Raw genomic sequence first — 20,462 nt, 5'->3', positions numbered from 1 at the left:
GAGCGGCCGGCGGCAACGCCGAGTGCGCCTCGAACCGGGGAAACGCAATGAAACGCATCTATGTGGTGGGCACTGCCGACACCAAGGGTGAGGAACTCGCCTTTCTGGCCGATGCGGTCGCCGCCACCGGTGCTGCTGTCGCCCGCGTCGACGTCGGAACGCGCAACGCGACCGTGCCGGTCGATGTCTCGGCCGAAGAGATCGCCGGCCACCATCCCGACGGCAGCACTGCCGTGCTGGGCGTCGACGACCGCGGCACCGCGGTGGCGGCAATGGCCATCGCCTTCACCCGATTTGTCCAGTCGCGCACCAATATATCCGGCATGATCGGTATCGGCGGTGGCGGCGGCACTTCGATCATCACATCAGGCATGCGCGCGCTGCCGCTCGGCCTGCCCAAGATCATGGTCTCGACGCTCGCCTCGGGCGACACGGCGCCCTATGTCGATATCTCCGACATCGTCATGATGCCGTCAGTGACCGACATGGCCGGCCTGAACCGGCTGTCTCGTGTCGTGCTGCACAACGCCGCCCAGGCGATATCGGGCATGGCTGCGAAACCAGCGCCGCCGCCCGACGGCAAACCGTCGATCGGCCTCACCATGTTCGGCGTCACCACGCCATGCGTGACTTCCATCGCCGAGCAGCTTCGTTCGAGCTATGACTGCATGGTCTTTCACGCCACCGGTACCGGCGGCCGCAGCATGGAAAAGCTGGCCGATAGCGGCTTGCTGTCCGGCGTCATCGATATCACGACGACAGAGGTCTGTGACCTCCTGCTCGGCGGCGTTCTGCCGGCGACCGAAGACCGCTTCGGCGCGATCGCCCGCACGAAACTGCCCTATGTCGGCTCGGTCGGCGCGCTCGATATGGTGAATTTCTGGGCGCCACCGACTGTTCCACAACGCTATCGCGGGCGGCTGTTTTACGAGCACAATCCTAACGTGACGCTGATGCGCACGACACCTGACGAAAGCCGCAAGATCGGCGAATGGATCGGCACCAAACTGAGCTTCTGCGACGGCCCGGTCCGGTTCCTCATTCCCGAAAAAGGCGTCTCGGCGCTCGACATTGACGGCGGCGCCTTCTTCGACCCTGAAGCCGATGCAGCACTCTTCGAGGCTATCGAACGTACGATCATACCGGACAACACGCGCCGAGTGACGCGCCTGCCACTGCACATCAACGATCCCGAATTCGCCAAGGCTGCGGTTGCGGCTTTTCTCGACATCGCCAGACAGTGAGAGACGAAGCCATGCCCGCGATACCGCGCAAAAAGATCCTGGAAAAATTCCGCAAGATGATTGCCGGCGGCGTGCCGATCGTCGGCGGCGGCGCCGGCACCGGCCTTTCGGCCAAGGCCGAGGAGGCCGGCGGCCTCGACCTGATCATCATCTACAATTCCGGCCGCTACCGCATGGCCGGGCGCGGCTCGGCTGCCGGCCTGCTCGCCTATGGCAACGCCAACGAGATCGTCAAGGAAATGGCCTACGAGGTGCTGCCGGTGGTCAAGAAGACGCCGGTGCTGGCCGGCGTCAACGGCACCGATCCCTTCGTCATCATACCGCTGCTGCTGACCGAGCTGAAGACGATGGGTTTTTCCGGCGTGCAGAACTTTCCGACCATCGGCCTGTTCGACGGCCAGATGCGGCAAAGTTTCGAGGAAACCGGCATGGGCTTTGGGCTCGAGGTCGACATGATCGCCGCGGCACACGAGCTCGATCTCCTGACCACGCCCTACGTGTTCAACCCCGATGAAGCGCGCGCCATGACTAAGGCGGGCGCTGACATCGTCGTCGCTCATATGGGGGTAACCACCGGCGGCTCGATCGGCGCGACGTCGGCCAAGTCGCTCGACGACTGCGTGACGGAGATCGACGGCATCGCTGAAGCGGCGCGTGTCGTGCGCAAGGACGTCATCCTGCTTTGCCATGGCGGGCCGATCTCGATGCCGGACGACGCCCGGTACATTCTCGAACGCTGCAAGGGTCTGCACGGCTTCTACGGCGCCAGCTCGATGGAGCGGCTGCCGGCAGAAGCGGCGATCGCCAGGCAGACTGCGGATTTCAAGGCCGTCACGATCGGCGCCCCGAACGCCATCGCGAAATAAGGAAAGGAGCGAGACGATGACCGACAAGAGCAAGGTGTTCGTGTATCCGAAGGATGTCAGCGCCTTCGGCTTCGACTGGGGCAGGCTGTCGCTGACGGTGGCGCCCGAAGTGAATGGTGCTGCGCGCTTTTCCGGCGGCGTCGTCGACCTACCGTCCGGCAAGGGTCACACGCGCCACAACCATCCAGGTGCTGAAGAGATCATCTTCGTCATATCAGGCAATGGCGAGCAGATGGTCGAGGACGAGAACGGCAATCCGGTGGTTGAGAAGGTCGGGCCCGGTTGCACCATCTATGTGCCGGAAAGCCGCTTCCACTCGACGCTGAACACCGGCGATGGGCCGATGCAGCTCTTCGTCGTCTATTCGCCGGCCGGGCCGGAACGGGCGCTGCGGGAGTTACCCGATTTCAGGCTGGTGCCGGCGGGTGGGGAATAATTTCCTCTGGGCAGCGCTGCCGTCTGATTATGAAGCTCCACCTCTGTTCCAGCCCCTGCCCCGGTCGCCGAACATGACGTAGCCGGTGTCGGTGACCGCCACGGTGTCCTCCAGCTTGATGAAGCCGCGCGTCGGGTGAAGCATCGTCGTCTCGACCGAGAGCACCATGTTTTTCTCCAGCGGCTTTTCGGCATAGGTGCCTTCATAGGTCACCGGATGGTTGGTCATCAGGAATGGCGCTTCATGCGTGATCAGTCCCATGCCGTGGGCGAAGAAATCGGTATAGGGCGCAACCTTGGATTTCTTCAGCACGCTCTGCGCGTGGGAGATCATGTCCCCACCCAGCGTACCGGCGCGTACCTTGGAAAAGGCCGCCTGCTGCACCGCCTCGACTTCGGCCAATAGATCCTCGAGTTCGGCATCCGGCTCACCCAGAATGCCCATGCGGCAGAGGTCGCCGATATAGCCGTGATAATTGCCGCCTGAGTCGATCGACATCACCTCGCCCTTCTTCCATGCCTGCGGCGAGGCGGCGCGGTTGTGGCTGGAGCCCAGCGTCAGCAGGCAATATTCGAAATGCGCGCCGCGATTGGTCTCCTCGCGCCGCAGCTGCTCGATGATCTCGGCCTTCGTCGTGCCTTCGCGTGCCCAGGCAATGGTTGCCAGCATGGAATCGGTGATCCGTTCAGAGGCGGTGCGCAGCTTCTCCAGCTCAGCTTCCGTCTTGATCGCCCGCATCCGCTCCAGCATATCAGTCGCATCGATCAGCTTGGCGTCCGGCAATGCCTTGCGGATCAGTGTGTAGGCATCCGACGGCAGGAAAGCTGGCTCGATGCCGATGCGGGCGTCGCCCTTGCCGATTTTCGCCAGGTGCTCGACCGCGAGATTGGCGGCGTCGAGCGTGCCCCAGCAGGCGGCGTGCAAGGTCGGCGTCCAGAACGGGTTGTTCTGGTGCTCGGCGCCCTCCATGCGGTTGCCGATATAGGCGGCGTGGTCCGGCCCACCCTTCTCGTAAACCACGATAGGCAGATAGCGGCTGTGGCCGATCGCATCCATGCCGGCGAAGAAGATGAACTTATAGCCACCAAGCAGATATTGCGTGTTGTGCTTGGAGGTGGCGAGCAGTACATCGATGCTGGCCTCCTCCATCAGCTGATCGACCCTTGCATGATCGAACGGGATGGTGCTGACGGCATTCTTGCCCGGGGCGACGTTCATCTTTCTCTCTCCCTGAATTCCCTGGCCGGCCGCTCGGATCTCCGGCGGTGTCCAATCTGGTCCTACTAGATAAGTCTGGTCCTACCAGATAAGGTCGGGTTGAACCGCTTCCCTGTAACTGGTCCAGCGGACGAAATTTTCAAAGCCACACGAGGATGCGCCAAATCCGTCTCTGGCGAAACCCTCGGCAAGGCTCATAATCATCCTTGCAAGGATGCCGTCCGGCGTCCGAGGGTACTGGCCCACCCGGCCGGGTGGCTGAGAGGGACGGAGTTCGATCATGTCAGATGTCACGATTTCCAGACGCACCGTACTTGCCGGTTCGGCACTCCTGCTGGCTTCGACGGCGCTGCCGACCATCGCTCTGGCACAGACGCCGAAGAAAGGCGGGCGGCTGGTCGTCGCCGCCGATTCCGAGCCGCGCAATCTCAACCCGGCGATCGTCGCTTCCAACGGTGTGTTCTTTATCTCGAGCAAAATCGTGGAAACTCTGGCCGAGGCTTCCTTCGACGGCAAGGACGGGCTCGACCCGCGTCTGGCGATAGGCTGGGAGGGCGCCGCCGACGGCCTGTCGGTAACGTTCAAATTGCGCGACGGCGTCAAATGGCACGACGGCAAACCCTTCACCTCCGCCGACGTCGCCTTCTCGGCGCTGCAAATCTGGAAGCCGCTGCAGAATCTCGGCCGGACCGTGTTCAAGGATCTGGAGACCGTCGACACGCCGGACGAACTGACGGCGGTGTTCAAGTTCGCCAAGCCGACGCCGTTCCAGCTGATCCGAAACGCCTTGCCGGCGCTGAGCAGCGTGGTGCCCAAGCACATCTATGAGACAGGAAAGATCGAAGAGAATCCGGCCAACAACGCGCCTGTTGGTACCGGCCCGTTTAAATTCGCCGAACACAAACCCGGCGAATATTATCGGCTGGAGAAGAATGCCGACTATTGGGGCAAGGACCAACCTTACCTCGACGAGATCATCTATCAAGTGCTGCCCGACCGCACCTCGGCGGCAAGCGCGCTTGAGGCGGAAGAAATCCAGCTCGCCGCGTTTTCCGCGGTGCCGTTGGCCGACCTCGACCGCATCTCCAAGGTGCCTGGCCTCAAGGTGATCACCAAGGGCTATGAGGGGCTGACCTATCAGCTCGTCGTCGAGATCAACCATCGCCGCAAGGAGCTGGCCGACCTGAAGGTGCGCCAGGCGATCGCCCACGCCATCGACAAGGATTTCGTCGTCAAGACGGTGTTCCTCGGCTATGCCGCCACAGCCACCGGCCCGGTGCCGAAAAACGATCCGCAGTTCTATACCGCCGACGTGCCGACCTATGCCTTCGACGTCGCCAAGGCCAACGCCTTGCTCGACGAAGCCGGCTACAGCAAGGGAGACGACGGCAAGCGCTTTTCGCTGAAGCTGCTGCCGGCGCCCTACTTCAACGAAACCAAGCAGTTCGGCGACTATCTGCGCCAGGCGCTCGCCGCCATTGGCATCGACGCCCAACTGGTCAACAACGACTCGGCCGCGCATATCAAGGCCGTCTACACCGACCACGCCTTCGACCTTGCTGTCGGGCCGCCGGTGTTCCGCGGCGACCCGGCGATCTCGACCACCATTCTGGTGCAGAGCGGCATTCCGGACGGCGTGCCTTTCTCAAACCAGGGCGGCTACAAGAACGACGAACTCGACGCCCTCATCGCCAAGGCATCCGAGACGCTCGACCCCGCCGCGCGGACGGAACTTTACAAGGAGTTTCAAGAAAAGGTCGCAGCCGAACTGCCGCTGATCAACGTCGCCGAATGGAGCTTCATCAGTGTCGCGCGTGACTCGGTCAGGAATATCGCCAACAACCCGCGCTGGGCGGTGTCGAACTGGGCGGACACCTGGCTGGAGGGGTGAACTGCGGCCTTGCAGATCGACTGTCCGGGTGCTCAGGTTTGACAATGAGAGTTCCTTCGCGCCCCCCTCTGTCCTGCCGGACATCTCCCCCACGAGGGGGGAGATCGGCTGTCGTCCGGCCTTTCGCCAATCTCCAACGTTGCCGGACTGAGCGAGGCGCCAAAGCTGCCAATCTCCCCCCAAGTGGGGGAGATGTCCGGCAGGACAGAGGGGGGCGCCGTAGGGCGCGGCACCGAAGACTTGGCTCTCCTATCAGCTTCGCGCCATGACCCGCGCGCTTCTTCTCCTTCGCCGTCGCCTCGTCGGCAGCGTCTTCGTGCTGCTGATTGTCGTCATCGGCACCTTCCTTTTGCTGGAAGCAGCGCCCGGTGACGCTGTCGACGCCTATATCGCCTCGACCGGCGGTGACGCCGGCATGATCGAATTGCTGCGTCATCGCTGGGGCCTCGACCAGTCGGCGCTGACGCGGCTGGCGAACTACCTCTGGGCGCTGCTGCACCTCGACCTTGGCCAGTCCGTCACCTTTTCGCGGCCGATCCGCGACGTGATCCTCGAACGCCTGCCCAACACGCTGCTGTTGATGGTCAGCGCCACCGCGCTCTCCTTCGGGCTCGGCTCGGCACTCGGCATCTATGCCGGCGCCAGGCCCGCTAGCTTTCGCGACCGCTTCCTGTCGATTGGCTCGTTGGCGCTCTATGCAGTACCGGGCTTCTGGCTCGGCCTAGTGCTGATCATCATCTTTGCCGTCGACCTGCGCTGGTTTCCGATCGGCGGCATCGAGAGCATCGCGTCGGGCAAGACCGGCCTCGACCGCGCGGTGGATATTGCCCGCCATCTCGTCCTGCCGGTGTCGGCCCTCGGCTTCATCTATCTGGCGCTCTATCTGCGCATGATGCGCGCCGGCATGGCCGAAGTCTGGCGGCAGGATTTCGTCCTCGCCGCTCGCGCCAAAGGCCTGTCCCGCCGCCGCATCGTGCTCGCTCACGTTGCCCGCAACGCGCTGTTGCCGCTGGTCACCATGCTCGGCCTGCAATCGGCGCAGATGCTCGGCGGCAGCGTCGTCATCGAAAGCGTCTTTTCGGTGCCCGGCCTTGGCCGGCTGGCGCAGGAAGCGGTGGCCGCGCGCGACACGCCGCTGTTGCTCGGCATCATTCTCGTCAGCGCCGTTATGGTTATCATCATCAACCTTCTCGTCGATATCGCCTACGCTTTCCTCGATCCGCGCGTCGGCGCCAGCGAGACCAGCGCGTGAGCCCGTTTCGCCGCTTTCTTCGCACGCCGGAAGCGATCGCCGGCGCGATCATTCTGGCGGCGCTGTTCGCCATGGCGCTTGCCGCACCGCTATTCTTTCCCGGCGATCCGCAGGCTATTGCCGGGCCGGCGCTGCTGCCGCCCTTTCAGGACTGGTCGCTGCCGCTCGGCACCGATCGGCTCGGCCGTGACGTGCTGGCCGAGCTTCTCCACGGCGCCCGTACCTCCTTGGCGATCGGGCTGGCGGCGGCAGCCGCAGCCCTTGCCGTCGGCGCAATAGTCGGCACGCTGGCCGGCTTTGCCGGCGGTCTCGTCGACGAAGTGCTGATGCGTATCACCGACGCCTTCCAGACCGTGCCGAGCTTCCTGCTGGCGCTGGCTTTCGTCAGTGTCGTCGGGCCGTCGCTCGGCGTCGTTGTCGCAGCGATCGCGCTTGGCGCTTGGACGGGGCCGGCGCGCGTCGCCCGCGCCGAAGTGCTGTCGATCCGTGAGCGCGATTTTGTCGCCGGCGCCCGCGTCATCGGCATGCATCCGCTGGAGATCGCCTTTCGCGAAGTGCTGCCCAACGCATTGCCGCCGGCGCTGGCATTGTCGTCGGTGATCGTCGCCGCCGCGATCCTTACTGAAGCGGCATTGTCCTTCCTCGGCCTCGGCGACCCCAACCGCGTGACCTGGGGCGGCATGATCGCCGAAGGCCGTGCCGTGCTGCGCACCGCGCCCTTCCTGTCGATCATTCCCGGCGTAGCGCTCGTGCTGACCGTGCTCGGCGTCTATCTCGCCGGCGAAGGCGTCGTCGAGACGACGGCGGTGAGAAGGAGCCTGTCGTGACGGCGCTGCTTTCGATCCGCGATCTGACGGTGACCTATCGCCGCGATGGCACCGAGGTGGCGGCGCTGAACCATATCAGCTTCGATGTCGCCGCCGGCGAGCGCCTCGCCATCATCGGCGAGAGCGGTTCGGGCAAGAGCACGCTGGCGCTGGCCGTTGCCGGGCTGCTGCCGGCCTCCGCCAGGATCGAAGGCTCGATCGAGTGGTTTTTGCCATCGTCGCCATCCTTTGGTGCCAAGGCACCCCCCTCTGTCCTGCCGGACATCTCCCCCGCAAGGGGGGAGATTGCTCTCTCATCTCCGCTTTCGCCAATCGCCGGAGTTGGAGGAAAAGAGCCGGCGGTGGAACTTCCGATCTCCCCCCAAGTGGGGGAGATGTCCGGCAGGACAGAGGGGGGCGCGACGGATCGCCAACCTGCCAGTCTTCGCGACCACACCCCCCTCGGTGGCCGCGATATCGGCTTCGTCTTCCAGGATCCGTCGGCCAGCCTCGATCCGGTAATGGCGATCGGCGAGCAGATCGCGGAAGTCGCGCACACGCATCTCGGCCTTAGTTGGTCGCAATCCTATGCCAAGGCAAAAACTCTGCTTGAACGCGTCCGCCTGCCCGACCCGGACGCCGCTTTGCACGCCTACCCGCACCAGCTTTCCGGTGGCCAAAAACAGCGCGTGGCGATCGCCGCAGCGATCGCGGCCGGTCCGAAGCTGCTGATCGCCGACGAGGCGACCAGCGCGCTCGACACCATCGTGCAGGCCGAGATCGTCGCGTTGATCCGGCAATTGGTGGCCGAGGACGGCATGACGCTTCTGTTCGTCAGCCACGACATCGCGCTGGCCGCCGAACTGGCCGAGCGCATTGCCGTGTTCCGGCACGGCGAGCTGGTCGAGTTCGGTGCGACGGCGCAGATCATCGCCAGCCCGCGCCATGCCTACACAAGAGCGCTGCTCGACGCCCATCTCGGCCTCGACGCCGAACCACTGCTGCAGCAGGCAGGAGCGTCGAGGTGAGCAGTCCATTGCTGGCCGTTTCCGGCCTCACCAGACGATATCGTCGCGGCGACAAGACAATCGCCGCCGTCGATGACGTTTCCTTCCACATCGAGCCCGGCGAGACGCTGGCGCTCGCCGGGCCTTCCGGCAGCGGCAAGTCGACGATCGCGCGACTGCTGCTGCGGCTGATCGAACCGGATGCCGGCCGTATCGAGTTCGAAGGCGGCGATTTCCTGGCCCTGAACGGCGCCGCCTTGCGCGCCCGACGCCCGCGCTTGCAAATGGTGTTCCAGGACCCGCTAGCCGCCTTCAACCCGCGCGCCAGCGTCGCACGCCTGATCGATGATCCCCTGCGCATCCATGGCATCGCCTCTCGAAAAGAGCGCCCGCGCCGCATCGCTGCTTTGCTGGAGCGCGTCGGCCTGAGCGCTGATCTGGCCGCTCGCGCCATCCACGAGGTCTCGGGCGGCCAGCGCCAGCGCATCGCAATCGCCCGCGCCATCGCGACAAAGCCGTCGCTGATCGTGCTCGATGAGGCGGTGTCAGCGCTCGACGTATCGGTGCGCCGGCAGATCCTGCAATTGCTGCTCGATCTGCAGCGCGAGGAACGGATCGCCTATCTGTTCATTTCGCATGATCTCGGCGTCATCAGCGCCATCGCCCATCGTGTCGTCATTCTGGATGCCGGCCGCGTCGCCGAGAGCGGCGACGCCCGTGCGGTCATCGGAGCCCCGCAGTCGGCGATCGGCAAGGCGCTGGTGGCGGCAGCGCCGAAACTGAACAGGACCAGCACGCAGGGCGCGGCCGGTCAGTAACCCAGCGCGCAACCATCCTTGCGTGGATCGGACGCGCCGGTAAGCGTGCCCTTGTCCCAGTCGATCAGCACCAGCTGGCCGCCGCCATGCGGTTCGGTTGGGATGGACACGTCGTGGCCTCGTTCGCGCAGGCCGGCGATCGCCTCGGCCGGAACGCCACGCTCTGCCTCCACAGTGTTCTGTCTGTAAAACACTCGTGGCGCATCCAGCGCCTCCTGCGGGTCCAGGCCGAAATCGATCATGTTGGTGAGCAGGTGGACATGGCCGAACGGCTGGTAGCCGCCGCCCATCACGCCGAACGGCATGACCGCCCGGCCCTTGGCTGTCACCATGCCCGGCATGATGGTGTGCATCGGGCGTTTTCCCGGTGCGATGCGGTTTGGATGGTCTGCCGCCAGGCGGAAGCTGCTGCCGCGGTTCTGCAGGACGACGCCGGTCCTCGGGCCGACCACCCCGCTGCCGAACGAACCGAAGGTTGAGTTGATGAAGCTGACCGCATTGCGGTCGCGGTCGACGACCGAGACGTAGACGGTATCGCTCGGCTGAAGCTCAAGCCGAGGTAGATGCGTCATCGCACGCGCCGGATCGATCTCGGCGCGAAGCCGGTCCGCATGGGATCTGGACAACAACTGCTCCACGGGAACATGGACGTGGTTCTGGTCGCCGATGAAATTGTCGCGATCCTGATAGGCAAGCCGCCCAGCCTCGATCTCGAGGTGAAAGCGCTCGGCGCCGTTTGGGTCCAGCGAGCCGAGCGAGAAGCCCGACAGCACATTCAGCATGATCAGTGCCGTCAGCCCCTGGTTGTTCGGCGGCATCTGATGGATGTCCCAGCCCCGGTAGGATGTGCCGACCGGCCTGACATATTCGCCCTTGGTGGCCGCGAAATCCTCGAGCGTATGCAGCCCGCCGAGAGCACGCAGACGCGACACCATGTCGTCGGCGACCTCGCCTTCATAGAAGCCGGCACGGCCGCGGCGCGAGACGATGCGCAAGGTATCGGCCAGTTGCGGCTGCCAGTGCAGCTCGCCGGCCTGCGGCGCCTTTCCATCCGGCAGAAAAATCCGCGCGGCATGCTCGTCGGCGGCCAGCAAGGCAGCACTTTCAGCCCAGTCGAAGGCCACACGGTCCTGGACGACGTAGCCCTGTTCGGCGTAACGTATGGCGGGTGCGAGCGCGGCGTCGATGCCCTTTCTGCCGTGATCCTCGAGCAGCCGGCACCAGGCGTCGATGGCGCCCGGGACGGTGACCGCGTGCGGACCGGACTCAGGCAGTTCGTCATGCCCCCTGTCCAGATACCATTGCGCCTCTGCCGCGGCCGGTGCGCGGCCCGAGCCGTTGAAGGCCAGAACCTCGCCTTGGCCGTTGGGACAGTAGAGGACGAAACAGTCGCCGCCGATGCCCGTCGATTGCGGCTCTACGACCGCTTGCACCGCAGCCGCGCAGACGGCCGCGTCCATTGCGGTGCCGCCGGCCCGCAGCATCTCGACCGCCGCCAGCGTAGCCAGCGGGTGCGATGTCGCGGCCATCGCTTCCGTCGCACGAACCGGCGACCGACCGGGGAGTTGAAAATCACGCATGCAGGATCAATAGCCTCCGACCAGCCAGATGTGAACTGGCTCCGGCAGCCAAAGGGCTGGGCCACCGAAGCACCATGATCACCGTGGCAGCGCCTGACCCGGGAAGCTGCCGGCCTCAATCAGCGAATTTGAAAACATCCGTGGTGTAATCGGGGTAGGCGTCCAGAGTGTCGAAAAGCTCGGCCAGGTCAGGGGTGTCCGCCAATATTCCGGACAACACCAGCGCAGTCGCAACGCCGGCACCAATTCCACCGGCGACATCGTGTTCAACGCTGTCGCCGACACAGACGACGCTGCTGCGGTCCGGGTTGCCCGCCAGCGCCAGCGCGGCGTCGAAGATCGGCGCGTAAGGCTTGCCGATGCGGGTGACGTTGCCGCCGAGGCTCTCGTAGAGATCCGCAAGCTGACCGGCGCCAAAGCGGGGTCCTACGGCGGTCAGCATGATCTTGTCGGGGTTGGTGCAGAAGCACGGCACCTGCCGCGCTGCTGCCTGTGCAAAAAGCCCGCGATAGTGATCGATGTCGAAGCGATCGCCCTCGCTGGCGGCGATCAACACCAGCTCGGCATCGTCGCCGTCGCTGGTCAGGGTAAAAGGCAGACCTTCAATCGCCGAACGATCGCCCTCCCGGCTGATCAGCAGGCACTTTGTGTTTGGGCGCAGCTTTCCGGATATCGCCATTTCGTGAAAGGACCGCCACGCGATCTCGCCGGAAGAGACAAATTGATCCCAGCTTCCTGGCTCAAAGCCGAGCTTCAGCAAGCGGGCTTCATTGGGCCGCGCCCGCCTGCCGGAGTTCGAGACCAGCACAATCGTCTTGCCTGCGCGCTTCAGCGCCGACAACGCCTCCACGGCGCCCGGATAGGGGTTTGTACCGTCGTGCAGCACGCCGAACTGATCGAGCAGGAACACCTGATAGCGCTCAACCAGCGCTCCGATACCCTCGAGATGTTCAACTGTTCTCGTGCTCACAACAGCCCCGCTTCGGTTGCGCCCATCAGCGCCAGCCGCGCCGTGCCGGCGGCCGCCTCGTCCGAAAGCGCCGGCAGAAAATCGACGCCCAGCTTGCGCTGCCGGATCGCGGACCAGGCGGGATTTGCCGCACCGCCGCCGACACTTCTGACCGAGATCAGCCGAGGCGCGCCGAACTCGGCAAGCCGGCGATAGCCGAGCGCCTCGATCTCGGCAATGCCCTCCAACATCGCTTTCAGATAGTCGGCGTCGTCCGCCGGCCGCGGCGTCAGACGTGGCGGCAGAGCAGGATCGGCGATCGGAAAGCGTTCGCCGACCGCGGGAAGCGGATAATAGTCGAGGCCCGTCTCCATCATGGGGTCGATCGCCGCACTCAGCTCGATGATGCGCGCGAGAGAGAAATGCTGCGCCAGCACTTTGCCGCCCGAATTCGACGCACCACCCGCAAGATAAGCATCTCCCAACCGGTGACTATAGATGCCGAACTGCGGCACCGAGATCGGCCGGTCGGAGAGGATTTTGAGGGTCAGGGAGGACCCCAGCGCGGTGACCCCGTCACCAACTGCCGCAGCACCTGTCGCCAGGAACGACGCGCAGCCATCCGTCGTCCCGGCGACCACGGCGACGTCTCGCGCCAGGCCGAACAGGTCCGCAGCGCTCGCGGTGAGCGTTCCCGTTACATCGCCCGGCCTGACGACGCGAGGCAGGAATTCCATGCGCATACCGGTCGCCGCGATCCAGTCCGGCCAGCGGCGGGCCTCGACGTCATAGCCGGTTTTCAGGACATTGTTCTCGTCGCTGGTGTCGAAGCGGCTGGAGAACTGTCCCGCGATCCAGTCGGCCTGATGCAGCACCGCGGCGGCGCCGGGCAGGCGCTGAAACCAGAGCGCCTTGGCGAGACCGGATGTCGCCCCAAGTGCCGCGCTCGCGGCCGGCGCCTCGCGCGCGATCACGGCGAGGATGGCGTCATCGTTGACCTTGTCGTTGTACATCAACGGCTCGGCCAGCGGCTGCCCGGTGCCATCGACCGGCAGCAGCGTGCCCGAAGTGCCGTCGACGGCAATAGACCGGACCGCCGCGCGATCGATGCCGGAAAGCAGTTCGGTCAGCGCCGCACCGACCGCCGACCACCATACGGACGGGTCGCGGGCGTTCTGGCCAAATCTGTCGAGTGGAACGGCGGAACCCGCGGCAATCGAAAAGTCCGGCCGCATGGCGACGGCGCGCGCACCTGATGTGCCAATGTCGATGCCGATCGAAAGGAGGCCGATCGAAAGCGGGCCAATCGAACGCGCCATGTCAGCTACCGGCTGCATTGAGTTTCTGGCGGTACTGCTCGGCGTCCCAGTTGATCAGTTCGTCGTTCTCGGCCGCGGTCAAATAGTTCAGCTTCGCCGCAATGTCGATCCGCGCCGTCACGTCGGCGAGGCAGCGTTGCATGGCTTCGGCGCCGGCGCCGGCGTCGCCGCGCATCAGCACGCCAAGCCCGGGAAACAGGATTGCCACGGGTGCCGTGCCGCACCGTTCGGTGACGCGCATCACTTCCTCGCCGGGTCTCGCCACGACTGAACCCTGGCCGAGAAAGATGACGTGATCGGGATAGAGGCTGCCCCCCGACGCCATGCGGCAGCTTTCAGGATCGATCGCGACCGCGTGCGCTTCGACATCCGCCGACAACCTGTAGCCGGTGCGTCCAATGAGCGCCGTCAATGCGACAATGTTAGGCTCCGCCACCTCGCGGGGCGGCCGCGCCAGCAGCCCTGTGACGCGACGCAGCAGCGCCTCGGCGCCGTCGACGGTTTCGGCTGCGACGACCAGGCCGTGATTGGCAAGGATCAGCACATCGACCCCAGGCCGAAGACGCTCGGCAATGCCTTGGGCAAGCGGCAGGCCGGGCCGGCGATAAGGAATATACGCCCATTCGAAGCCAACCAGGCGCTTGGCGATTTGAGCCTCGCAGTCGGCCTGGACGGCAAGCGAAATGGTGTCGACGCAGTGGACATGCAGGACGACGCGCTGCGGCATCAGGGCGTGAACCGTAGTCTCGATCGAGGGGCGCAGCTTGCGTGTGTTGAGCGCCTCGATGGCGAAACCCTGTGGCTGATCGGCGGCAGGGTCGCGCTGTTCGACGGCCCTGAGCAGCGGGGGGATCGCCACTGGAACCATGATGTCTTCGGCGAGCGCATCCTTCAACCAGGTACCCGAAGCCTTGATCCAAAGCGTGTCGCCGGCTTTCAGCGACGTGTTGCCGCCCGCGGCCTGTGTCAAATGCGGGTCGCGCCCGATATTGGCCGAAAGCGACCGCAACGCAGCCAATTCCTGCGCATCCGCATTGATTGCCATCGAAACTCCTTCACAACCGGCCGCGTGGCCACGGCTTCGAATATTCCCACTGAAGGGATAACGAGTGATGCTGGTATCGCAGATGCGAGTAAGTTTCGTCAATGGTGATCTTATCCCGTCAAATCGAGCTTGCAATCTAATCCGCGTTGAGTAACTTGCACCAGTTGCCGTGGCAAAATGGCATTTCGGGAGGTATCCGTTGAGCGACTCCGGCCGCCAGCGTCAGATTGTCGAGCTGTTGCGGGATCGCCCCTTCGCCTCGGTGCGCGAGCTGCAGGAGCGGCTCGGCGTGTCGGCGGCGACGGTGCGGCGCGACATCGACAAGATCGACGAGGCCGGCGAGGCACGGAAGGTCTATGGCGGCATCTCGGCGCTCGATGGCGCTTCGCAGGCGGGCGTCGCCTTTGCCAGGCCCTATGACGAGAACCGCGATCTCGCGGTCGAAGCCAAGCGGCAGATCGCCGCTCTCGCGGCGACCATGGTGCGCGATGGCGACGCGGTCATCGTGCATGGCGGTTCGACCTGTTTCCATCTCGGCGTCAAGCTCGCTGACCGCAACATCCGGCTCTACACCAACTCGATGCCGCTCATCGCCTATTTGAGCGACCACGGCCATTGCAGCCTGACCATTGCCGGCGGTGAACTTCATCGCGAGCCTGGCATCATCCATTCGCTCACCCAGTCGGTACCTTTCTATGCGTCGAAGTTCTTTCTTGGCGCGCAAGGCATCGGCCAGGAGGGCCTGCTGGAATCGCATCCGCTGCTGGTCCGCTCCATCGTCGAACTCAGCCTATGCGCCGACCAGATCGTTGTACTGGCCGACAGCCGCAAACTGTCGATCCACGCGCGCAACGTCGCGATGCCCTTATCGCGCATCGGCACGCTGGTGACCGATGACGGGCTGTCCGACGCTGACGCACGCATGCTGGAAGATGCCGGCGTCATGGTGCGGATCGCCTCTGCCTCGGGAGCCGTCCCGTGAAAGTGGCCGTCCTCGACTTCGGCAAGACCAACTCGAAGCTGTTCGTCTTCGGCCAGGACGGGCAGATTCTCGACGAGCGCCGGACCCAGCCGAACTGGGTGCGCGAAGGCGGGTTCAGCGTGCTCGATGAGGCAGCGCTTCACGATTGGGCGGCTCGCGCCGTCGGCGAGGCCGTCGATATCAATGGCATAGAGGGATTGATGATTTCGGGCCATGGCTGCACCTTTGCCTTGGTTGACGATGCGGCGCTGACTCATCCGATACTCGACTACGAGCAGGAGCCGCCGGCTGAGATTGCCGCGCAGATCGATCGCCGCATTCCGAATTTCGCCGAAACATTCTCGCCGCATCTGCCGCTCGGCTTCAACTATGGTCGTCACATGCTGTGGCTGAAGGCGGTGCAACCAAGCGTGTTCGCTGCCGCGAAATCGATCTTCGGTTATCCCCAGTACTGGAGCTGGCGCTTTGGCGGCCGGGCGGTTTCCGAAGTATCCTATCTCGGCTGTCACTCGCATCTGTGGGCGCCGCGCAAACGCGATTTCAGTTCGCTGGTCGACGCCGAGGGCTGGCGCGGCCAAATGCCCGTCTTCGAGCGTGCCGGCGCGGTCATCGGCGAGCAGCGCTTCGGCGAGGCGGCGCGGCCGATCGCCATCCACAACGGTGTCCATGACAGCAATGCGGCGCTCTATGCCTATCGCCGCCAGGAGCTTGGCCCGGTCACTGTCGTTTCGACCGGCACCTGGGTCGTCGTGCTCAACCCGGACTGCCCGCTCGACGCGCTCGATCGCGATCGCGACATGCTGGTCAATGTCGACGTCGACGGCGGCCCGGTGCCGACCATCCGCTTCATGGGCGGCCGTGAATTCGCGACGATCAGCGCCGGCTGGCAGGGCGCAATCGACCGCTCCACAGTACAGCAGGTGATCGACGCCGGGATCATGGCGCTGCCCAGCTTCGCGCCAGGTGGGCCGATGGCTGGCCATCCCGGCGAACTGGTCGGGCGCACACCCACCGCGGAGGAGCGCGCGGCCGTGGCGCTGCTCTACGTCGCGCTGATGGTCGATCTGTGTCTCGACCTGATCCAATCGAACAACACCGTAATCGTCGATGGCGGACTGAACAGTGGCGGCGTGCTCGCTAGCTTGCTGGCGCAACTGCGTCCCGGCCAGGCCTTCATGCAGGGCGCCACGCTGGAGGGCAGCGCCACCGGAGCGGCGGCTCTTGCCTTCGAGAGTGTTGGACGCGAATTTGCCGCCGAGGCGCCGGAGCCTGTTTGTGCTTCAAGCTTCACCGGGCTTGCCTTCTATCGCGATAGCTGGCGCGGCCTTGCCGCCCACCGCGGCGCCGCTGATGCTGCAGCGGGAGGTGCACGATGACCGCCGCTGCCCGGATCGAAACAGTGCGCCAGCCAGTGCTGGAAATGCGGCACATCTCCAAGACGTTCGGGCCAATCCGTGCCTTGCAGGACGTGTCGCTGACCGTCCATGCCGGCGAACTGCACGCGCTGATGGGCGAAAACGGTGCCGGCAAGTCGACGCTGATGAAGGTGCTGTCCGGCGCCTACCGACCGGATCCAGGCGGCGATATCCTGATCGATGGCATACCGGTTGCGACCGGCGACCCGATCAAGGCACGCGCCAACGGCATTGCTGTCATTTATCAGGAGCTGTCGCTGGCGCCCAACCTGACGGTCGCGCAGAACATCTTCCTCGGCAACGAGCCGAGACGGTTCGGCATCGTCGACCGCGACCAGTGCAACCGGCGCTCCAAGGAAATCATCGCGCGGCTCGGCGTTTCCTTCTCGGCGCGCGCCTCGGTCTCCAGCCTGTCGCTCGGCGAACGCCAGATGGTCGAGATCGCTCGCGCGCTGTCGACCAGCGCGCGCATCATCGTCATGGACGAGCCGACCACCTCGCTGACCTCACGCGAGACGGACAGGCTGTTCGAGGTCATCGCGACGCTGAAGTCGCAGGGCATCGCCATCATCTACATCAGCCACCGCATGGAAGAGGTCTACCAGCTTGCCGACCGCGTCAGCGTGCTGCGCGACAGCGGCTATGTCGGCACGCTCGACCGCGCCGATCTGAACGCCTCGCGCCTCGTTTCGATGATGGTTGGCCGTGATCTGTCCGCCTTCTACAAGAAGGATCACCGCCCGCCGGACAGCAAGCGCGCGATCGCGCTATCGGTGCAGGGCATGTCGGACGGCAATCTTTTGAAGGACTGTTCCTTCGACCTGCACAAGGGCGAAGTGCTGGCACTGGCGGGCCTGGTCGGCTCGGGCCGAACCGAGCTTGCGCGGCTGATCTTCGGTGCCGACAGGCACACATCCGGCACGCTGGAACTCGACAGCAAGCCCATAGCCATCGGCTCGCCGCGCGAGGCACTCGATGCCGGCATCGCCTATCTCACTGAGGACCGCAAGGAACTCGGCCTGTTTCTCGACATGTCGATTTCCGACAATATCAGCATGGGCGTGCTCGCAAGGGACGCGCAGGCCGGCGGCTTGCGCGACTTCGCCAAGGCCGAAAGGCGCGCCGCCAAGGCCGTTTCCGAGCTCTCCATCCGCACCAGGTCGGTGCAGGCCAATGCCGGCTCGCTGTCGGGCGGCAACCAGCAGAAGGTGCTGCTCGCCCGCCTGCTCGAAACCGAACCGCGGGTCCTCATCCTCGACGAACCGACGCGCGGCGTCGACGTCGGGGCGAAGTCGGAAATCTACCGGCTGATCGACGATCTCGCCAAGAAGGGCATCGCCATCCTGATGATCTCCAGCGAACTGCCGGAGGTGATCGGCGTCGCCGATCGCGTTCTGGTGATGCGCGACGGCACCATATCAGGCGAGGTGACGGCATCCGAAGGCCAGCCGCTCAGTCAGGAGGCAATCATGGAACTTGCAACGGGAGCGGCCAAGGGATGACCGACAAGAGCGGCCTGGGGATGACCGACAAGGCAACCGAGATCAGCGCGGGCGCCCGGGCTGTTGGCAGGAGCCAGCGGCTGCGCACCGCCTTCGCCGCGCTTGGCATGCTGCCGGTCCTGATCCTTTTGGCTGCCGGCTTTCAGATCATGAACCCGCGCTTCCTTACCGAGACCAACCTGTTGATCGTCACGCAGCAGTCGTCGATCAACATCGTGCTTGCGGCCGGCATGACCTTCGTCATCCTGACCGGCGGCATCGACCTGTCCGTCGGCTCCATCCTTGCCGCCTCGGCTATGGTGGCGGTGATGGTATCGCTGGTGCCGGAGTGGGGCATGCTCGGCGGGCCGGCGGCCATTCTGGTCGGACTCGGCTTCGGCGTCGTCAACGGGGTGCTCGTCGCCTACATCAAGCTGCCGCCCTTTATCGTCACGCTGGGCTCGCTGACCGCCGTGCGCGGCGTCGCCCGCCTGCTCGGCCAGGACACCACGGTGTTCAACTCGGACCTGCCGTTCGACTTCATCGGTAACGGTTCGCTGTTCGGCATCCCCTGGCTGGTCATCATCGCTCTGTCGGTCGTGGTGCTGTCCTGGCTGGTGCTCAAGCGCACCGTGCTCGGCACCTGGATCTACGCCGTCGGCGGCAATGCCGAGGCCGCCCGCCTCACCGGCATCAAGGTGCCGCTGGTGCTGCTCTTCGTCTATGGCGTTTCCGGCCTTCTGGCCGGCCTTGGCGGCGCCATGTCGGCGGCCCGGCTTTACGCTGCCAATGGGCTGCAGCTTGGGCAGTCCTATGAGCTCGACGCCATTGCCGCGGTCATTCTCGGCGGTACCAGCTTCGTCGGCGGCGTCGGCTCGATCTGGGGCACGCTGATCGGCGGCCTGATCATAGCGGTGCTCTCTAACGGGCTCATCTTGGCCGGTGTTTCGGACATCTGGCAGTACATCATCAAGGGATTGGTCATCATCGTGGCGGTCGCCCTCGACCGCTACAGGCTCCAGGCAGGAGCAAGAACGTGATTGACCTTAGTCGCCGGCGTCAAAGACCCGGTTTCATGTAACGCACCGTGAGAGGCGCGGGGCATCAGGAGGAAAAGAATGAAGACCATCGCTAAACTGCTCTGCGGCGTTGCCCTTGCGGCCGTCGCCATCGCACCGGCTTCGGCCAAGGATCTGAACAAGGTCGGCATCTCGGTCGGCCTGCTCGGCAACCCCTTCTTCGTCGCCACCATCAAGGGCATCGAAGATGCGGCCAAGAAGATCAACCCCAACGTCGAGGTGACGTCGGTGTCGGCCGACTACGACCTCAACAAGCAGGTTTCGCAGGTCGACTCCTTCATCGCCGCCGGCGTCGACGTGATCATGCTCAACGCCGTCGATGCCAAGGCGATCGCACCGGCGGTCAAGAAGGCGCAGGCGGCGGGCATCGTGGTTGCCGCGTTCGACGTTTCGGCGCCGGGCGCCGACGTCACCGTGATGACCAACAACGTCAAGGCCGGCGAAGCGGCCTGCCAGTATCTGGTCGACCATACCGGCGGCAAGGGCGACTATGTCATCCTGAATGGCCCGGCATCGTCGTCGGTCCTGGAGCGGGTCAAGGGCTGCAAGGACGTGCTTGCGAAGCACCCGGACATCAAGATCCTCTCCGACGACCAGAATGCCGAAGGCTCGCGCGACGGCGGTCTGAAGGTGTTCCAGTCGCTGCTTACTCGCTTCGACAAGATCGACGCGGTGTTCGCCATCAACGATCCGACGGCGATCGGCGCCCAGCTTGCGGCCAAGCAGCTCAACCGCTCGGAGTTCGTCTTCACCGCGGTCGACGGCGCGCCCGACATCGAGAAGGAACTCTCTTCCGGCACCTCGATGATCAAGGCCTCGGCCTCGCAGGATCCTTACGTCATGGCCGGCCAATCGCTGCAGATGGCAGCTGAAGTGCTCGCCGGCAAAAAGCCGGCCGAGGCGACGGTGCTGCTCGACCCGCAGCTGATCACGGCAGAGAATCTGAAGGACTACAAGGGCTGGACCGCGGCCCGCTAGCTGTGGAGCCTCAACAGGTTGTCCAGGGTTATATCGAGGCGACTGATGGGTGGTTTGGACTTTAGGCTGCCGTGTGGACGATGCCAATTGTATCTG

General features: G+C 64.6%; 18 protein-coding genes and 1 pseudogene. 13 read left to right on the top strand and 6 right to left on the bottom strand.

The annotated features are described in order from the left end of the window. The first annotated feature begins 47 nt into the window (after positions 1-47). From NKH12_RS05550 to NKH12_RS05540, 3 genes are read left to right on the top strand one after another with little or no spacing between them, the layout of a single operon-like run. On the top strand, positions 48-1,244 hold the full coding sequence (locus NKH12_RS05550; protein ID WP_352952205.1) for a Tm-1-like ATP-binding domain-containing protein: 1,197 nt from the start codon (positions 48-50) through the stop codon (positions 1,242-1,244). Positions 1,245-1,255: 11 nt separating this feature from the next. Then, positions 1,256-2,110, top strand: a complete 855-nt coding sequence (locus tag NKH12_RS05545; protein WP_352952204.1) for a phosphoenolpyruvate hydrolase family protein — start codon at positions 1,256-1,258, stop codon at positions 2,108-2,110. A 16-nt stretch (positions 2,111-2,126) separates the two neighbouring features. Continuing rightward, positions 2,127-2,546: a cupin domain-containing protein gene (locus tag NKH12_RS05540; protein WP_352952203.1), complete on the top strand. Its 420-nt coding sequence runs from the start codon at positions 2,127-2,129 to the stop codon at positions 2,544-2,546. A 27-nt stretch (positions 2,547-2,573) separates the two neighbouring features. On the opposite strand, the gene NKH12_RS05535 is transcribed toward NKH12_RS05540, so the two are convergent. Next, positions 2,574-3,764: a M24 family metallopeptidase gene (locus tag NKH12_RS05535; protein WP_352952202.1), complete on the bottom strand. Its 1,191-nt coding sequence runs from the start codon at positions 3,762-3,764 to the stop codon at positions 2,574-2,576. A gap of 280 nt (positions 3,765-4,044) precedes the next feature. Here NKH12_RS05535 and NKH12_RS05530 point away from each other — a divergent pair, with 280 nt between their 5' ends. The 5 genes from NKH12_RS05530 (at position 4,045) to NKH12_RS05510 (ending at position 9,538) form a co-directional block, all read left to right on the top strand. After that, positions 4,045-5,655, top strand: a complete 1,611-nt coding sequence (locus NKH12_RS05530) for an ABC transporter substrate-binding protein (protein WP_352952201.1) — start codon at positions 4,045-4,047, stop codon at positions 5,653-5,655. Positions 5,656-5,920: 265 nt separating this feature from the next. After that, a complete protein-coding gene (locus NKH12_RS05525) occupies positions 5,921-6,907 on the top strand; it encodes an ABC transporter permease (protein WP_352952200.1) in 987 nt (328 codons plus the stop codon). Continuing rightward, positions 6,904-7,734 carry an ABC transporter permease gene (locus NKH12_RS05520; protein WP_352952199.1) on the top strand — a complete coding sequence of 277 codons (831 nt, stop codon included), beginning with the start codon at positions 6,904-6,906 and terminating at the stop codon, positions 7,732-7,734. Before NKH12_RS05525 ends, NKH12_RS05520 begins: the two co-directional genes overlap by 4 nt. Further along, positions 7,731-8,741, top strand: coding sequence for an ABC transporter ATP-binding protein (locus tag NKH12_RS05515; protein ID WP_352952198.1), 1,011 nt, complete (start codon positions 7,731-7,733; stop codon positions 8,739-8,741). The genes NKH12_RS05520 and NKH12_RS05515 overlap by 4 nt, the downstream gene beginning before the upstream one ends. Further along, positions 8,738-9,538: an ATP-binding cassette domain-containing protein gene (locus NKH12_RS05510; protein ID WP_352952197.1), complete on the top strand. Its 801-nt coding sequence runs from the start codon at positions 8,738-8,740 to the stop codon at positions 9,536-9,538. The genes NKH12_RS05515 and NKH12_RS05510 overlap by 4 nt, the downstream gene beginning before the upstream one ends. Here the strand turns inward: NKH12_RS05510 and ggt are convergent. The 4 genes from ggt to NKH12_RS05490 all read right to left on the bottom strand — a co-directional run bounded on the left by ggt (position 9,532) and on the right by NKH12_RS05490 (position 14,431). Continuing rightward, positions 9,532-11,118 (bottom strand): gamma-glutamyltransferase, encoded by a 1,587-nt coding sequence (gene ggt, locus NKH12_RS05505; protein WP_352952196.1) that lies wholly within the window; start codon positions 11,116-11,118, stop codon positions 9,532-9,534. The genes NKH12_RS05510 and ggt overlap by 7 nt on opposite strands. Positions 11,119-11,233: 115 nt before the next feature. Beyond that, positions 11,234-12,088 (bottom strand): TIGR01459 family HAD-type hydrolase, encoded by an 855-nt coding sequence (locus tag NKH12_RS05500; RefSeq protein ID WP_352952195.1) that lies wholly within the window; start codon positions 12,086-12,088, stop codon positions 11,234-11,236. Further along, entirely contained in the window at positions 12,085-13,386 is a 1,302-nt protein-coding gene (locus tag NKH12_RS05495) for an FGGY-family carbohydrate kinase (protein ID WP_352952194.1), read from the bottom strand. Before NKH12_RS05495 ends, NKH12_RS05500 begins: the two co-directional genes overlap by 4 nt. Before the next feature lies 1 nt (position 13,387). After that, entirely contained in the window at positions 13,388-14,431 is a 1,044-nt protein-coding gene (locus NKH12_RS05490; protein ID WP_352952193.1) for a class II aldolase/adducin family protein, read from the bottom strand. 199 nt (positions 14,432-14,630) lie between these two features. Here NKH12_RS05490 and NKH12_RS05485 point away from each other — a divergent pair, with 199 nt between their 5' ends. The 5 genes from NKH12_RS05485 to NKH12_RS05465 all read left to right on the top strand — a co-directional run bounded on the left by NKH12_RS05485 (position 14,631) and on the right by NKH12_RS05465 (position 20,366). Continuing rightward, the gene (locus NKH12_RS05485; RefSeq protein ID WP_352952192.1) at positions 14,631-15,413 is read left to right on the top strand and encodes a DeoR/GlpR family DNA-binding transcription regulator; all 783 of its coding nucleotides are present in this window, start codon (positions 14,631-14,633) and stop codon (positions 15,411-15,413) included. Then, on the top strand, positions 15,410-16,789 hold the full coding sequence (locus tag NKH12_RS05480) for an FGGY-family carbohydrate kinase (protein WP_352952191.1): 1,380 nt from the start codon (positions 15,410-15,412) through the stop codon (positions 16,787-16,789). The genes NKH12_RS05485 and NKH12_RS05480 overlap by 4 nt, the downstream gene beginning before the upstream one ends. After that, on the top strand, positions 16,786-18,330 hold the full coding sequence (locus NKH12_RS05475) for a sugar ABC transporter ATP-binding protein (protein ID WP_352952190.1): 1,545 nt from the start codon (positions 16,786-16,788) through the stop codon (positions 18,328-18,330). The genes NKH12_RS05480 and NKH12_RS05475 overlap by 4 nt, the downstream gene beginning before the upstream one ends. Before the next feature lie 20 nt (positions 18,331-18,350). Then, positions 18,351-19,349: an ABC transporter permease subunit gene (locus NKH12_RS05470; protein ID WP_352952289.1), complete on the top strand. Its 999-nt coding sequence runs from the start codon at positions 18,351-18,353 to the stop codon at positions 19,347-19,349. 78 nt (positions 19,350-19,427) lie between these two features. After that, positions 19,428-20,366 carry an ABC transporter substrate-binding protein gene (locus tag NKH12_RS05465; protein WP_352952189.1) on the top strand — a complete coding sequence of 313 codons (939 nt, stop codon included), beginning with the start codon at positions 19,428-19,430 and terminating at the stop codon, positions 20,364-20,366. On the opposite strand, the pseudogene NKH12_RS05460 reads toward NKH12_RS05465, so the two are convergent. Then, a pseudogene (locus tag NKH12_RS05460) lies at positions 20,363-20,462 on the bottom strand (IS481 family transposase); the annotation flags it as partial. The gene NKH12_RS05465 and the pseudogene NKH12_RS05460 overlap by 4 nt on opposite strands.

The organism is Mesorhizobium sp. M1322 (assembly GCF_040318085.1).
GTDB lineage: Bacteria > Pseudomonadota > Alphaproteobacteria > Rhizobiales > Rhizobiaceae > Mesorhizobium.
Note: the sequence above shows the minus strand (reverse complement) of the source record. Positions and strands in the feature narration are given on the sequence as shown.